13 protein-coding genes are annotated in these 15,525 nt (G+C 66.0%); 4 read left to right on the forward strand and 9 right to left on the reverse strand.

What is annotated here, in order from left to right; translation table 11 throughout:
• The first annotated feature begins 13 nt into the window (after window positions 1–13).
• Both M0765_RS28370 and M0765_RS28375 read left to right on the forward strand, forming a co-directional pair.
• The gene (locus M0765_RS28370; RefSeq protein WP_258507898.1) at window positions 14–469 is read left to right on the forward strand and encodes a hypothetical protein; all 456 of its coding nucleotides are present in this window, start codon (window positions 14–16) and stop codon (window positions 467–469) included.
• 94 nt (window positions 470–563) lie between these two features.
• Complete coding sequence (locus M0765_RS28375) at window positions 564–2,399, forward strand: bifunctional metallophosphatase/5'-nucleotidase (protein WP_258507899.1); 1,836 nt, start codon at window positions 564–566, stop codon at window positions 2,397–2,399.
• Between the two features lie 54 nt (window positions 2,400–2,453).
• Here the strand turns inward: M0765_RS28375 and M0765_RS28380 are convergent, their stop codons facing one another.
• The 5 genes from M0765_RS28380 to M0765_RS28400 form a co-directional block, all read right to left on the reverse strand.
• Complete coding sequence (locus tag M0765_RS28380; protein WP_258507900.1) at window positions 2,454–3,440, reverse strand: branched-chain amino acid ABC transporter permease; 987 nt, start codon at window positions 3,438–3,440, stop codon at window positions 2,454–2,456.
• 5 nt (window positions 3,441–3,445) lie between these two features.
• Complete coding sequence (locus M0765_RS28385; protein ID WP_258507902.1) at window positions 3,446–4,321, reverse strand: branched-chain amino acid ABC transporter permease; 876 nt, start codon at window positions 4,319–4,321, stop codon at window positions 3,446–3,448.
• Between the two features lie 143 nt (window positions 4,322–4,464).
• Entirely contained in the window at window positions 4,465–5,661 is a 1,197-nt protein-coding gene (locus M0765_RS28390) for an ABC transporter substrate-binding protein (protein ID WP_157614728.1), read from the reverse strand.
• A gap of 57 nt (window positions 5,662–5,718) precedes the next feature.
• Window positions 5,719–6,426 (reverse strand): ABC transporter ATP-binding protein, encoded by a 708-nt coding sequence (locus M0765_RS28395; protein ID WP_126749713.1) that lies wholly within the window; start codon window positions 6,424–6,426, stop codon window positions 5,719–5,721.
• Window position 6,427: 1 nt separating this feature from the next.
• The gene (locus M0765_RS28400) at window positions 6,428–7,198 is read right to left on the reverse strand and encodes an ABC transporter ATP-binding protein (protein ID WP_157614729.1); all 771 of its coding nucleotides are present in this window, start codon (window positions 7,196–7,198) and stop codon (window positions 6,428–6,430) included.
• Window positions 7,199–7,431: 233 nt separating this feature from the next.
• On the opposite strand from M0765_RS28400, the gene M0765_RS28405 reads away from it, so the two are divergent.
• The gene (locus tag M0765_RS28405; protein WP_258507906.1) at window positions 7,432–8,631 is read left to right on the forward strand and encodes an AGE family epimerase/isomerase; all 1,200 of its coding nucleotides are present in this window, start codon (window positions 7,432–7,434) and stop codon (window positions 8,629–8,631) included.
• A 33-nt stretch (window positions 8,632–8,664) separates the two neighbouring features.
• Here M0765_RS28405 and M0765_RS28410 read toward each other — a convergent pair whose 3' ends face one another.
• Genes M0765_RS28410 through M0765_RS28425 form a run of 4 tightly spaced genes read right to left on the reverse strand, consistent with a single transcriptional unit; the run spans window position 8,665 to window position 13,640 of the window.
• Window positions 8,665–10,230 (reverse strand): DHA2 family efflux MFS transporter permease subunit, encoded by a 1,566-nt coding sequence (locus tag M0765_RS28410; protein ID WP_258507908.1) that lies wholly within the window; start codon window positions 10,228–10,230, stop codon window positions 8,665–8,667.
• Between the two features lie 27 nt (window positions 10,231–10,257).
• Window positions 10,258–11,595, reverse strand: a complete 1,338-nt coding sequence (locus M0765_RS28415) for an efflux RND transporter periplasmic adaptor subunit (RefSeq protein ID WP_258507910.1) — start codon at window positions 11,593–11,595, stop codon at window positions 10,258–10,260.
• A 34-nt stretch (window positions 11,596–11,629) separates the two neighbouring features.
• Window positions 11,630–13,111 (reverse strand): efflux transporter outer membrane subunit, encoded by a 1,482-nt coding sequence (locus M0765_RS28420; RefSeq protein WP_258507911.1) that lies wholly within the window; start codon window positions 13,109–13,111, stop codon window positions 11,630–11,632.
• Window positions 13,104–13,640, reverse strand: a complete 537-nt coding sequence (locus tag M0765_RS28425) for a MarR family winged helix-turn-helix transcriptional regulator (protein ID WP_258507912.1) — start codon at window positions 13,638–13,640, stop codon at window positions 13,104–13,106. The genes M0765_RS28420 and M0765_RS28425 overlap by 8 nt, the downstream gene beginning before the upstream one ends.
• Before the next feature lie 159 nt (window positions 13,641–13,799).
• On the opposite strand from M0765_RS28425, the gene M0765_RS28430 reads away from it, so the two are divergent.
• Window positions 13,800–15,500: an ABC transporter transmembrane domain-containing protein gene (locus tag M0765_RS28430; protein ID WP_446751581.1), complete on the forward strand. Its 1,701-nt coding sequence runs from the start codon at window positions 13,800–13,802 to the stop codon at window positions 15,498–15,500.
• The last annotated feature ends 25 nt before the right edge of the window (window positions 15,501–15,525 follow it).

Genomic DNA, 15,525 nt, shown 5'->3' on the forward strand with positions numbered 1-15,525 from the left:
CACCAAGGCTTGAATGAACAGAAGACTCCGGCTCATCGCGCTGCTGATGGTTGTAGCGGCTGCTGCGGGCGCCGCGTGGGTGTTCGCGGCCATGCGGCCCGTATCGCCGGCAACGAACGCACTGCTTGAAATTCGCTGGCACGGCAACGGCATCGTCCTCCAGGGCGCGGTGAGGGACGCGGCCACGCAGCACGTGCTGGTGGAAGGCGCGACCGCACGGCTCGGCGGAGAAGCCAACCAGGTGGTGGACTGGCTCGACATCGCGCCCGCGGCGCTGCCCGTGGCCGATGCCGCGTCGCTCGCCAGCCTCATCCGCCTTGGGCAAGAGGGCTGGCACCTGCAGCGGCACGCCACCGATGCATGGCTGGCCGTGCAGTCGCCGAATGACGGTCGCAGCGCGCAAGCAAAGCAACTGCTGCAACGCGCCTTCGGCCCTGAGGTAACCATCCGCCTCATTCCGCTCTCTTGAGCATGCGATGTGCGGTGCGTTGCGACAGCGGTCATGGTGACGTCATCTGCCTTGTCCAGCATGCGCTGCATTCCATCAAAAAGAGGAGAGGCTCATGCCTGCATCGCTGAAACATCTCGCCATGGCGGGGGTTGTCCTGGCCACGTTGTCCGCCTGCGGCGGAAGCAACGACTCGAACGGCTTCATTCCGTTTCTCCCGCCGCCGGCACCGGCGCCCGCTCCTCCGGCACCGCCGCCTGCTCCGGCGACGCCCGGCAGCGTGGAGGTGAAGCTCATCGCCTTCAACGACCTGCACGGCAACCTCGAGCCACCCCGGCTTTCCATCACCGCCCCGGCCAACGGCGGCGGCACGGTGCCGGTGCCGGCGGGCGGCGCCGCGTACATGGCTTCGGCCATTGCGTCGCTCAAGGCCAAGAACGAGAACAACGCCGTGGTTTCTGCCGGCGACATGATCGGCGCCTCGCCGCTGGTGTCGGCGCTGTTCCTCGACGAGCCGACCATCGAAGCCGTGAACGCGATGAAGATCGACTTCAACGCGGTCGGCAACCATGAGTTCGACAAGGGCCAGACCGAGCTCCTGCGCATGAAGAACGGCGGCTGCGCCAAGAACACGCCGCTGGAGCCGTGCCGGGTCAACAAGGCCTTTCCGGGCGCCAACTTCGGGTTCCTGGCCGCCAACACCGTGAAGAACGACGGCAACACGCTCTTCCCCGCCACGGGCATGAAGACCTTCACCAAGGACGGTGCCACGGTAAAGGTGGCGTTCATCGGCATGACGCTCAAGGGCACGCCGAGCATCGTGACGCCGGCCGGCGTTGCGGGCCTGAGCTTCAAGGACGAGGCGGACACCGCCAACGCGCTGATTCCGCAGCTGAAAGCCGAGGGCGCCGACGCCATCGTCGTCGTGGTGCACGAAGGGGCCACGACCACCGTCGGCTACAACGACAAGAGCTGCGCGGGGCTGAGCGGCGACATCCTGCCAATTCTCAACAAGCTCGATGCGGCCGTCGACGTGGTGATCTCGGGCCACACGCACCGCTCGTACATCTGCGACTACAGCAAGACCAACCCGGCCAAGCCCTTCCTGCTGACGAGCGCCGGCCAGTACGGCACCTTGCTGACCGACATCAACCTGACGATCGACACGCGCACGCGCAAGGTCACGGCCAAGTCGGCCGACAACGTGATCGTCCAGGGCGAGGCCTACACCAGCGGAGCCAACACGGTGGCGGTGACCGACCAGTACCCCGTGTTCGGCAAGAACCAGGAAGTGGCCGCGCTCATCAGCCAGTATCTTTCCGTTGCGGCCCCGCTGGTGCAGCGTGTGGTGGGCACCCTCTCGGGCCCGGCCACGCGCACGCAGTCGACGTCGCGCGAAAGCGTTCTCGGCAACCTGATTGCGGATGCGCAGCTCGATGCCACCAGCCCCAGCAACAAGGGCGGCGCGCAAATCGCCTTCATGAACCCGGGCGGCGTGCGGGCGGACCTCGTGCCGGCCAACGACGGCAGCGTGACCTATGGCCAGCTCTTCAGCGTGCAGCCCTTCGGCAACAGCTTGGTGGTGAAGACGATGACGGGCGCGCAGATCAAGGCACTGCTCGAGCAGCAGTTCAACAGCGGCACCAACACGGTCGCATCGCCAAGGGTGCTGCTGCCTTCGCGCAGCCTGAGCTACAGCTACAGCCTCTCGGCACCCGCGGGCTCGCGCATCAGCAACATGGCACTCAACGGCACCGCAATGACGGACGGCGCGAGCTACCGCGTGACGATGAACAGCTTTCTGGCGACCGGCGGGGACAACTTCACGGTCTTCAACCAGGGCACGGACACGCTGGGCGGCGACCAGGACGTGGATGCGCTGGAGGCCTACATCAAGGCGAACAGCCCGTTGTCGCCGCCAGCGACCAACCGCATTACCGTGCTGCCCTGAGCGGGCTTCCTGTCCCAGAAGCAAGAAAGGCGGACAGGGTCCGCCTTTTTCGTTTCATCGCGCCTTGCCTTTTCGGCGGTCGATGAAGGCGATGACTTCGCCCATGATGCCCTTGCGGAACGCCAGCACGCAGATCACGAAGATCAGTCCGGTGACCATGGTCACCGATTCGCCTAGCGTGTTGAACCAGTCGACGCCCGTGAGGCGCGCCATGAAGGTGCCGAAGTCGCCGACCTTGTTCTCCAACAGCACCACCACGGCCGAACCCACCAGCGGGCCCGAGAGGGTGCCGAGGCCGCCTACCAGCGTCATCAGGATCACGTGGCCCGAGGCGGTCCAGTGCACGTCGCTGAGCGAAGCGAAGCCGAGCACCAGCGTTTTCAGCGAGCCGGCCAGGCCCGACAGCGCGGCCGAGATCACGAAGGCCAGCAGCTTGAAGCGGTTGACGTCGTAGCCGAGCGAAATGGCGCGCGGCTCGTTTTCCTTGATGCCCTTGAGCACCTGCCCGAAAGGCGAGTGCACGGTGCGCGCAATGAGCAGGAAGGCCGCGACCACGATGACCAGCGCGACGTAGTACATCGTCAGGTCGTCGCGCAGATCGACAAGGCCGAAGAGCTTGCCGCGCGGCACGCTCTGCAGGCCGTCTTCGCCGCCGGTGAACTTGGCCTGCAGCGCGACGAAATACATCATCTGCGCCAGCGCCAGCGTGATCATCGAGAAGTAGATGCCCTGGCGGCGAATGGCCAGCCAGCCGAACACCAGGCCCAGCAGCGCACCGGCGAGCGTCCCCAGGATCAAGCCCAGCTCGGGCGTGAGATGCCAGACCTTGAGCGCCTGGCCCGTAAGGTAAGCCGAGCCGCCCAGAAATGCGGCATGGCCGAAAGACAGCATGCCGGTGTAGCCCAGCAGCAGGTTGAAGGCGCAGGCGAACAGTGCGAAGCACAGCACCTTCATCACGAACACGGGGTAGAAGCCGATGAAAGGTGCGGCAATGAGCGCCAGCAGCAGCACCCCGTAGACGACGAGCGATATTTTCTTCATGGACTTTACTTCTCGCTGCCGAAGAGGCCGGCCGGACGGATCAGCAGCACCACGACCATGATCACGAACACCACGGTGGCCGAGGCCTCCGGATAGAACACCTTGGTCAGCCCCTCTATGACGCCGAGCCCCAGGCCCGTGAGGATGGCCCCCATGATCGAGCCCATGCCGCCGATGACGACCACCGCGAACACGATGATGATGAGGTTCTGCCCCATCAGCGGCGAGATCTGGATCACCGGCGCGGCAAGCACGCCCGCGAATGCGGCCAGCGCCACGCCGAAGCCGTAGGTCAGCGTGACCATCAGCGGCACGTTGACGCCGAAGGCCTCGACCAGCCGCGGGTTCTCGGTGCCCGCGCGAAGGTAGGCGCCGAGCCGCGTCTTCTCGATGGCATACCAGGTGGCAAAGCACACCACCAGAGACGCCACCACCACCCAGGCGCGATAGTTGGGCAGGAACATGAAGCCCAGGTTGGTGCCGCCGCTCAGTGCCTCCGGCGTGTTGTAGGCCAGGCCCGAGACGCCGTACACCGAACGGAAGCCGCCTTCGATCAGCAGCGTGAGGCCCAGCGTGAGCAACAGGCCGTACAGGTGATCGAGCTTGTAGATCCAGCGCAGCAGCAGCCGCTCGATCAGCACGCCGAACAGGCCGACGATGAGCGGCGCCACCGCCAGCATGATCCAGTAGTTGACGTTGAAGTAGTTCATCGCCATCCACGACAGCACCGCCCCCATCATGAACAGCGCGCCATGCGCGAAGTTGATGACGTTGAGCAGCCCGAAGATCACCGCCAGCCCCAGGCTCAGGATCGCGTAGAACGACCCGTTGACCAGCCCCAGAAGGAGCTGGCTCAACAGGGCAGGCATAGAGATGTTCATCGTTTCGACGAGGTTCAGAAAAATAGCAATGACTTCACGTGGGGGCCGCCGCGCACGGCCGCCCGAAGCGGCCGGACCGCCCCCCGGTCAGGGGGGTTGGCGCAGCGACACGCAGTGCGCGAAGACTGGGGGGCGAGCAACATTTACTTCCAGAGCGCGCAGGTGCTTTCTTCCTTGGTCGTGTAGACCTGGTCGCCCGGCACCTTCTTGACGATCTTCAGCAGGTCCCAGGGGCCCTTGGATTCCGAAGGCTTCTTGACCTCGGCCAGCAGCATGTCGTGCACCATGCGGCCGTCGGGGCGAATCACGCCCTTCGCGTAGAAGTCGTTGATCGGCGTCTTCTTGAGGTGCGCCATCACCTTGTCGGCATCGGTGCTCTTCACGGCTTCCACGGCCTTGAGGTAGGCCATGGTGGCCGAGTAGTCGGCGGCCTGGATGTCGGTCGGCTTGTTCTTGGTCTTGGCTTCGTAGCGGGCGGCCCACTTGCGCGACTCGTCGTCGGCGTCCCAGTACCAGCTGGTGGTGTGCAGCAGGCCCTGCGTGGCCGGCAGGCCCAGGCTCTTCACGTCGGTAAGGAACACCAGCAGGCCCGCGACCTTCATCGACTTGTCGATGCCGAATTCCTTCGAGGCCTTCATCGAGTTGATGAAGTCGCCGCCGGCGTTGGCCAGGCCGAGCACCTGGGCCTTGGAGTTCTGGGCCTGCAGCAGGAACGACGAGAAGTCGGACGCGTTGAGCGGCGCACGCACCGTGCCCACCACCGAGCCGCCCTTGGCCTTGACGACCTTGGCGGTGTCGGCCTCGAGCGCGTGGCCGAAGGCGTAGTCGGCCGTCAGGAAGAACCAGCTCTTGCCGCCCGTGTCGACCACGGCGCCGCCGGTGCTCTTGGCCAGCGCGACGGTGTCGTAGGCGTAGTGCACGGTGTAGGGGCTGCACTGCGCGTTGGTGAGTGCCGAGGTGGCCGCGCCGTTGGTGAAGAACACGCGCTTCTTTTCTTGCGCGACCTTGGCGGTGGCCAGCGCCACGCCCGAATTGGTGCCCGCGAAAATCATCGTGGCGCCGGCGGTGTCGATCCACTCGCGGGCCTTGGAGGCGGCGATATCGGGCTTGTTCTGGTGGTCGACGCTCAGCACTTCCACCGGCTGGCCGAGCACCTTGCCACCCATGTCGTCGATGGCCATCTGGATGGCGGTTGCGCCGCCCTTGCCTTCCAGGTCGGCATACAGGCCCGAGAGGTCGCTGATGTAGCCGATGACGACCTTCTCTTGCGCCTGCACGGCATGGCTCGCAAGACCCGCGGCTCCGAGCATGAGAGCAATGATTTTGAGCTTGGTTTGCATGGTGTCTCCTGGATGATTTGAGAGAGTCAACGGAAAAAACGATTGGCGAGTGCTCGGCTACACGCCCAGCAGCTCGCTGAGCACGGGCATCTTGGCGTCGAGCTCCTTGGCGCCGAAAGCCTCGACCATGCGGCCGTGCTCCATTACGTAGAAGCGGTCGGCCAGCGGCGCGGCAAAACGGAAGTTCTGCTCCACCATCACGATGGTGTAGCCCTTGCCGCGCAGGGTGTGGATCATTCGCGCAAGGGCCTGCACGATCACCGGCGCCAGGCCTTCGGAAATCTCGTCGAGCAGCAGCAGCTTGGCGCCGGTGCGCAGGATGCGCGCCACAGCGAGCATCTGCTGCTCGCCGCCCGAAAGCCGCGTGCCCGGGCTGTTGCGGCGCTCGGCCAGGTTGGGAAACATCTCGTAGATCTCGGCCACAGACATGCCCTGCCCGGCACCCTTGAGCGCCGGCGGCAACAGCAGGTTTTCTTCGGCCGAAAGACTCGCGAAGATGCCGCGCTCTTCGGGGCAATAGCCGATGCCCAGGTGCGCGATGCGGTGCGTGGCCATGCCGATGGTCTGCACGCCGTTCACCTCGATGCTGCCCTTGCGGGAGCCGGTCAGGCCCATGATGGCGCGCAGCGTGCTGGTGCGCCCTGCACCGTTGCGCCCCAGCAGCGTGACCACCTCGCCGGGCTGCACCACCATGTTGACGCCGTGCAGCACGTGCGATTCGCCGTACCAGGCGTGGAGGTCCTTGATTTCAAGCGCGGCGGTCATGTCAATGAGCCCCTTGCAGCTGTCCTTCGGTGGTGCCCATGTAGGCCTCCATCACCTGCGGATTCTTCGAGACTTCCGCGTACGGGCCTTCGGCCAGAACCGCGCCGCGCTGAAGCACGGTGATGGTGTCTGCAATGGTGGAGACCACGCTCATGTTGTGCTCGACCATGAGGATGGTGCGGCCGGCCGACACGCGCTTGATGAGTTCGGCCACGCGGTGCACGTCTTCATGGCCCATGCCCTGCGTGGGTTCGTCGAGCAGCATCAGCTCAGGGTCCATGGCCAGCGTGGTGGCAATTTCGAGCGCGCGCTTGTGGCCGTAAGGCAGGTTCACGGTCAGCTCGTCCGCCTGGTCCGCGAGGCCGACTTCGGCCAGCAGTTCGCGGGCGCGCGCGTCGAGCGGCGTGAGCGTCTTTTCGCTCTTCCAGAAATGGTACGAAGTGCCGAGCGCGCGCTGCAGGCCGAGGCGCACGTTCTCCAGCAGCGTGAGGTGCGGAAACACCGCCGAGATCTGGAACGAGCGGATGATGCCGCGCCGGGCAATTTGCGCGGGCTGCTCGCCCGTGATGTCTTGCCCGTTGAAAAGAATCGTGCCGCTGGTCGGCTCGAGAAACTTGGTGAGCAGGTTGAAGCAGGTGGTCTTGCCGGCCCCATTGGGACCGATGAGCGCATGAATGGAGCCGCGCACCACCGACAGGTTGACCTTGCTGACCGCGGTGAACCCTTTGAATTCCTTGGTGAGCTGGCGTGTTTCCAGAATGACGTCGCTCATCTCGCGAAGTCGCCCGGGTTCAGGAAAGATATGTCGGTCATGCGGTCCATCTCATGCGCCACTACCGAGCGCGGCCTGATTGTTGGTGGGCGCCTCGCACTTGCATACTGGGGCAAATGCCTATGCTGCAGTGCAACCTGCCCGCGCCGGCGGTTCCGGCATCGGGCGACTGTCGTCACAATGACAATGACCTATCGGTTCGAACCCTTACTCGTGTACCTCCCGTTCCTCCCATGCAGAACTTCCGCTCACCCGACTTTCTTGCTGACCACATCCTGAACACGCTGGCGTTCTATGCGCCGGTCAGCCGCGACCCGTCAGGCGGCTTCTTTCATTTCTTCAAGGACGACGGCGCGGTATACGACCGGCGCACGCGGCACCTGGTAAGCAGCACACGCTTCGTCTTCAACCACGCCATGGCGTACCGGCGCTTCGGCAAGGCGCAGGATCTGGAGGCCGCACGCCACGGCCTTGCGTTCGTGCAGCATGCGCATGCACAGCCGGGAGGCGGCTATGCATGGCAGATCGACTGGCACGATACGCGCGCAACCGTGCAAGACAGCACGCACCACTGCTACGGCCTGGCCTTTGTGCTGCTTGCACATGCGCACGCGCTGATGGCGGGCATCGGCGAAGCACGCGCGGGGCTCGAGCAAACCTGGCAGCTGATGGAACAGCGTTTCTGGGAGCCGCACCATGCGCTGTATGCCGACGAGGCCACTCCTGATTGGCAGGTGGGGCCCTATCGGGGCCAGAACGCCAACATGCACGCCTGCGAGGCGATGCTTGCCGCATACGACGCCACGCAGGAGGCGCGCTATCTCGATCGCGCGCTGGCGCTTGCGGAATCGGTAACGGGCAAGCTTGCCGCGCTGGCCGGCGGGCTCGTGTGGGAGCACTACCGCGAAGACTGGTCGATCGACTGGGACTACAACCGCGGCGACAAGACCAACATCTTCCGGCCCTGGGGTTTTCAGACGGGCCATCTCACCGAGTGGACCAAGCTGCTGCTGCAGCTCGAGCGCGCGCTTGTTGCGGCGGGCCGTGAAGCGGACTGGATCGTGCCACGTGCCAGGCATTTCTTCGACACCGCCATGCAACGGGGGTGGGACGCGGAGCATGGCGGCCTCGTCTACGGGTTCGGCCCCGACGGCGAGGTGTGCGACGGCGACAAGTACTTCTGGGTGCAGGCCGAAAGCTTCGCCGCCGCGGCGCTGCTGGCCGTGCGCACCGGCGACGAGGGCTACTGGAGCTGGTACGACCGCATCTGGGCCTACAGCTGGGAGCACTTTGTCGACCACCGGTACGGGGCGTGGTACCGCATTCTCACGCCGGACAACCGCAAGATCAGCGACGAGAAGAGCCCCGCCGGCAAGACCGACTATCACACCATGGGTGCGTGCTACGACGTGCTGCGCGCGCTGGGTGCGTGACCAGCGCGCCCCTTCGCGACTTTGCCTGAAGGCCTAGTGCGCGCCTGCCGCGGCATCGCCGCCCGCACCGCCCTTTTGTGGCCGTGCCAGCCACACCAGCGGGATCAGCAGCAGGAACAAAATGGCCGACGCATAGAAGATGTCGTTCGCAGCCAGCATGAACGACTGCTGGTCGACCAGCCGGTTGATCTGGCCCAGCACCTGCTCGCCGCTCAAGCCGCTGCTTGCCAGGCCGTTCATCGCGCTCGTCGCCGCGCCGTTGCCCAGGTTCACCGATTCGGCCAGTTGCGAGTGATGCAGTGCCGCGCGGTTCTCCCACAGCGTGGTGGTGATCGAAGTGCCCATGGCGCCCGCGGTAATGCGCAGGAAGTTCGACAACCCCGATGCCGCCGGAATGCGGTCGGGCGTGAGGCCCGAGAGCGTAATGGTCACCAGCGGAATGAAGAAGAACGCCATCGCAATGCCCTGGATGATCGTCGGGATGATGATCGTCACGAAGTCGGCCTGCGTGTTGAAGTTCGACCGCATCCACAACACCAGCGCAAACACCAGGAACGAGAAGGTCGCGTAGCGGCGCGGATCGATCTTGGACACCGTGAGCCCCACCACCGGCGAGAAGAAGATGGCCAATAGCCCCACGGGCGCCATGATCATGCCGGCCTGCGTGGCGGTGTAGCCCATCCACTGCTGCAGCCACAACGGCAGCAGCACCACGTTGCCGAAGAACAAGCCGTAGGCCACGGCGGTTGCCACCGCGCCCGACCAGAAGTTGCGCCGCTTGAACAGCGACAGGTCGACCACCGGGTGCTTGTCGGTGAGCTCCCAGATCAGGAAGAACGCGAAGCCGACCACGGCCACGACCGCCATCGTGATGATCTCGGGCGAATGGAACCAGTCGAGCTCCTTGCCCTTGTCGAGCATGAGCTGCATCGCGCCGACCCACAGCACCAGCAGCGCGAGGCCGATGGCGTCGATGGGCACCTTGCGCGTGGTGCTTTCACGGTCGCGGTAAAGCGCCCAGGTGATGGCCGCCGCAACAATGCCAACGGGAATGTTGATGTAGAAGATCCACGGCCACGAGATGTTGTCGGTGATCCAGCCGCCAAGGAGCGGCCCCATCACAGGCGCCACCAGCGTGGTCATCGACCACATGGCCATGGCCAGGCCGGCCTTGGCGCGCGGATAGCTCGACAGCAGCAGCGTCTGCGACAGCGGGATCATCGGGCCCGCGACGAAACCCTGCAGCGCGCGGAACGCGATCAGCATGGTCATGTTGGGCGCCAACCCGCAGAGCAGCGAGCTGATCATGAAGAGGATCACGCTCGCCATGAACAGGCGCACCTGGCCGAAGCGCTGGGTCATGAAACCCGTGAGCGGCACCGCAATGGCGTTGGCCACAGCGAAGCTTGTGATGACCCAGGTGCCCTGGGTGGTGCTCACCCCCAGGTCGCCCGAGATGGCCGGCAGCGACACGTTCGCGATCGACGAATCGAGCACGTTCATGAACGTTGCCGCAGAGAGCGCGATGGTGCCCCACACGCGGGCGGAGCCCTCGAGCGGCGGCGGCGCTACGTAAGCGGGAGCGGCAGCAGTGGCCATTGGCTTTGCCTTGAAGACCGGCGCCGATCAGCCGGGGTGCGACTGCGATGCCGTGTGACCCGCGTTGCCTGCGGTTGCGGACGTTGCTGCGGAACGGCCCGCGGGCTGCGCGGCCGCGGCGGGAGCGCTGCGGCCGAGGTTGGCGGCCACGATGCGATCGACCTCTGCATTGGCACCGTCGTCGAGCTTGCTGTAGACCTGGGTCTGCGAAATGGCCGTGGCGCGCGGTGCGTCGGCCAGCATCTTGCCGCCCTTTTGCGTGATGTCGATCTCCGCGTCCATCGAAAGGCCGATGCGCAGCGGGTTGGCCTTGAGCTGCTCGGGGTCGAGCGCAATGCGCACGGGCACGCGCTGAACCACCTTGATCCAGTTGCCGGTGGCGTTTTGCGCCGGCAGCAGCGCGAACGCACTGCCAGTGCCCACGCCCAGGCCCGCGACCTTGCCGGTGTACTCGACCTTCTTGCCGTACACGTCGGCGGTGAGCTTCACGGGCTGGTCGATGCGGATGTTGCGCAGCTGCACTTCCTTGAAGTTGGCATCGACCCACAGCTGGTTCAGCGGCACGATCGACATCATCGGCGTGCCGGCCGCCACGCGCTGGCCGAGCTGAACCGTGCGCTTGGCGACGTAGCCGTCCACCGGCGCGGGCATGGCCACGCGCTGCGTGGCGAGGTAGGCCTCGCGCACCTTGGCGGCGGCGGCCAGCACGCTCGGGTGCTGGGCCACGCTGGTGCCTTCGGTCAGCGACTGGTTGCTTGCAAGCTGCTCGCGCGCGGCCACCACGCCGGCCTGCGCCGCCGCGAGTTGGCTCTTGGCGTTGTCGAGCGCAGTTTCGGCGTGGTTGAGTTCTTCCTTCGAGACCGCGCCGTTGCCGGACAGCGCGCGGCGGCGCTGCAGGTCGTCCTGCGCCTTGGCGACGTCGCTCTGCGCCTTGACGATGTCGGCCTGGCGCAAGCTGACCTGCGCCGCGAGCGAGCCGTTGTTGGCGTACAGCGTGCGCACCTGGCGCACCGCTTGCGCGAGCGCGGCCTCGGCCTGTTCGAGCGCCACCTTCGCATCGGCGGGGTCCAGCTGCACCAGCGGCTGGCCGGCCTTCACGAAGTCGGTGTCGTCGGCGTTGATGGCCATGACGGTGCCGCCGATCTGCGGCGTGATCTGGATCACGTTGCCCTGCACGTAGGCGTTGTCGGTGTTCTCGTAGTGGCTGGCAACCAGCCATTCGTAGAGGCCCCAGCCGCCGCCGGCGACGATGACCACCGCGGCAAGCGCGGTGAGTGCGCGGCGGCGCTTGCCGTTGCCGGCGGGGGCTTCAGGCGTTGCGGATGCTGCAGTGGCAGCGGGCGTCGGAGTGTTGTTATCGCTCATGATGAAGTTCTTTCCGAAGACGAGAAAAGTCGGTTCAGTTCAGCGCGGCGGATGAAGCCGGCGCATTGGCCGTGGTCGTGGCTGGTGCTTGCCAGCCGCCGCCGAGGGCGCGCGCCAGGCCCACCTGCGTGTCGAGGGCGCGGGCGGCGAGGTCGACGGCCAGGCGGCGTTGTGCGAGCACGGCGGTTTCCGCGGTCAGCACGTTGAGGTAGTTGCCAAGGCCCGCGCGATAGCGCTGCACGGCAATGTCGTAGGCACCTTCGGCCGCGGTCTGCGCATCGCGTTGTTCGGCCTGCTGGCGCGCGATCGACTGTGCGCTCGATACCTGGTCGGCCGCGTCGCGCACCGCATCGATCACGGCGGCGTTGTAGCTCTCGATGGCCGCGTCGAGATCGGCCGCCTTGCCGCGCAGGTTGGCACGCAATTGGCCGCCTTCGAAGATCGGCAAGTGGATGGCGGGGCCCACGCCCCACTGCTCGCTGCCCGACTTGAGCAGCTTGCCGAAACCCAGGCTCTGGAAGCCCACGAAGGCCGTGAGGTTCACGTTGGGATAGAACTGCGTCTTTGCATTGGCCACGTCGCTCGTGGCAGCCTCGACGCGCCAGCGCGCGGCCGCAATGTCGGCGCGGCGGCCGAGCAGGTCGGCCGGAATATTGGCTTGCAGCGCAATGGGCTTGACGGCTTCGAGCATCGGCGGCTTGAGCGACGCGGACACGTTGGGCTGGCCCACGAGTGCGTCGAGCGCGTGCTGCTGCAGCGCAATCTGCTCCTTGAGCGCTTCGATCTGCTGGCGTGCCTCGGGCAGGCCGCCTTCGCTCTGGCGCAGTTCGAGCCGGGTGTCGAGGCCGGCGGACACGCGGTCGCGCACGAGCTTGAGCGTTTCATCGCGCTGGGCCAGCGTGCGCTGGGCCACGCCGAGCTGCTCGTTCAACCGGGCCCATTGAAAGTAGCTGCGCGCCACGTTGCTGGCCAGCAGCACGCGGGCTGCGTCGGCATCGGCCGCGGCTGCATTGGCGGCGCCGATGGCGGCATCGAGCGCAGTGCGGTTCTTGCCGAAGAAGTCGAGCTCCCAGCTCGCGCCGAGCTGCAGCAGACCGATGTTCTGGGTCGAGCCGCCGAGCGGTGCGGGATAGATGTAGTTGCTGTTGAACTTCTGGCGGTTCAGGTCGAGCTCACCGTTCACCTTGGGCTTCAGGGCCGACTCGGCGATGTCCGCGGAGGCCTGCGCGCGCGCAAGGCGTGCACGTGCCACCTGGAGGTTGGGATTGCCGGCCACCGCCTGGTCGACCAGCGTGTTGAGTTGCGCGTCGCCGAATGCCCGCCACCATTGGCTGTCGACACTGGGCACAACCGCGGCGCTGGTGTCCGGGGCAATGCCGAGCGACGACGTGTCGCGCAGCTTGGCATGCGAACCGATGCCGGCCATGTCGGCACAGCCGGCCAGTGCGATCACCAGCAGTGCGGCGGCCATGACGGGGGTGCGCCGCACGGTGCGGGCAGCAAAAGAATCAGTCATTTTTTTCTCCACGGGCTGCAAGGGCCTGCGCGTTGTCGAGGATGCGGCGCAGATAGCCCTTGAGCTGCTCCCATTCCTCTTTGGTGAAACCCGCCAGGTGTTCGTTCTGCACGCGGCTGAGCACGTACGGCACTTCCTTGGCGGCGGCACGGCCCTCTTCGGTGAGTTCGATGTTGACCACGCGACGGTCTTCGAGCGATCGCACACGGCGGCACAGGCCCTTGGCCTCGAGCCGGTCGAGCAGGCGCGTCATCGCACCGGTGTCGAGCTCGCAGGCGCGGGCAAGTTCGGCCACCGTGGTCGCGGCACCGATGTGCAGCTTGTACAGCGGCAGCCATTGCGGAAAGGTCGGGCTGCCGGGCTCGCACATGCGGGTTTCGACCGCCTGCGCCACCGCACTCAGGATGCGGCGCATGAGGTAGCCGATGCTCTCTTCGGCCTGGTAGGTCTCGGCGCGATAGAAGTCGGCCGGCCGGCGCTCGGCGCCGCCAGAAGCCGGCGGGACTTGCGGGGTGTCTGTATCGCTCATGCCCTGAATATTAGTTGCCTCGTCAATTATTGTCAAGGCTGCCTTTGTGAGGGCAAGGGTCGGTAGAATCCGCGCCATGGCTTCTTCCCCCTGTCCTCACCGGCCAAGGGCTCGCCCCGATCGCTGTCGGGCCTGAGCCCTTTTCTTCGGCCCTACCGCGTGCAGATCGTCCTGGCGGGCATTTTTCTGGTGATGGCTGCCGTCACCACCCTGGTGTTTCCGCTGGCGCTAAGAAGCCTGATCGACGGCGGACTGGTCAGCTCCGACAAGGGTGCGCAGACCATGGCGCTGCGCGAACATTTCGGCGCCCTCTTCGCCGTGGCGGTGGCATTGGGCCTTTTCTCGGCGGCGCGCTTCTATACGGTGAGCTGGCTCGGCGAGCGCGTGACGGCGGATTTGCGCAACGCGGTGTACGGCCACGTGCTGCGCCAGAGCCCGGCATTCTTCGAGACCACGCAGACCGGCGAAGTGCTGTCGCGCCTGACGGCCGACACCACACTGGTACAGACGGTGGTGGGCTCGTCGCTGAGCATGGGACTGCGCAACGCCGTGATGGGCGTGGGCGCACTGGCGGTGCTGATCTGGACCAACCCTTATGTGATGGTGCAGGTGCTGGGCATTTTGGTTTTGGTGGTGCTGCCGAGCATGTGGTTCGGCCGGCGGGTGCGCAAGCTCTCGCGCGCCAGCCAGGACCGCGTGGCCGATTCGAGCGCCATTGCGGCGGAGGTGCTCAATGCGATTCCGGTGGTGCAAAGCTACACCGCCGAAGCGCGCGAGGCCGGCCGCTTCAATGCGTCGACCGAGAACGCCTTCAGAACCGCCGTGCGGCGCACCAAGGCACGCTCGGTGCTGGTGGCCTTCATCATCATCGCCACGTCGGCGGCGCTGCTCTGGGGCCTGTACCAGGGTACGCAAGCCGTGCTGCGCGGCGACATCACGGCCGGCCACCTCGGCCAGACGGTCGTCTACGTCGCCATTCTTGCAAGCGCGACCGCCGTGCTCGGCGAGGTCTACGGCGACCTGCTGCGGGCGGCGGGCGCCACCGAGCGCCTGATGGAACTGCTGCACGCGCCGGCGGCCATCGTCTCGCCGGCGAATCCCGCGGCCGCGCCGGTTCCGGTGGCGGGCAGCGCCGTCAAGTTCGAGGCGGTCACTTTCCACTACCCGTCGAGGCCCGGCACGCCGGCCCTGAAAGATTTCAGCCTGGACATTGCTCCGGGCGAAACGGTGGCCCTGGTGGGTTCGAGCGGCGCAGGCAAGAGCACGGTGTTCCAGCTGCTGCTGCGCTACTACGATCCGCAGTCGGGCCGGCTGCTGCTCGACGGCGCGCCGCTCGCTTCATTGGCCTTGCCGGACCTGCGCACACGCATTGGCCTGGTGCCGCAAGACGCGGTGATCTTCTCGGCCAGTGCGTTCGAGAACATTCGCTATGGCCGCCCGGAAGCGACGGCTGACGAGGTGCATGCGGCCGCGCGTGCGGCCTTTGCACACGACTTTTTGCAAGCGCTGCCCGAGGGGTACGACACTTTCCTGGGCGAACGCGGGGTTCGCCTGTCGGGCGGACAGCGACAGCGCATTGCGATTGCGCGCGCCATTCTCAAGAACCCGCCGCTCCTGTTGCTAGACGAAGCCACGAGTGCGCTCGACGCGGAGAGCGAGCGCATGGTGCAGGCCGCACTCGAATCGGCCATGGAAGGCCGCACCACGCTGGTCATTGCGCACAGGCTCGCCACGGTGCAAAAGGCCGATCGCATCATCGTTCTCGATCATGGCGGCATCGTGGAACAAGGGACGCATGCCACGCTGGTGGCGCAAGGCGGGGTGTATGCCCGCCTGGCTGCGCTTCAGTTCACTGCTTGACCTGGTGTTGCTGCGGCAAGTCCGC

Source organism: Variovorax sp. S12S4 (assembly GCF_023195515.1).
Classification (GTDB): Bacteria; Pseudomonadota; Gammaproteobacteria; order Burkholderiales; family Burkholderiaceae_C; genus Variovorax.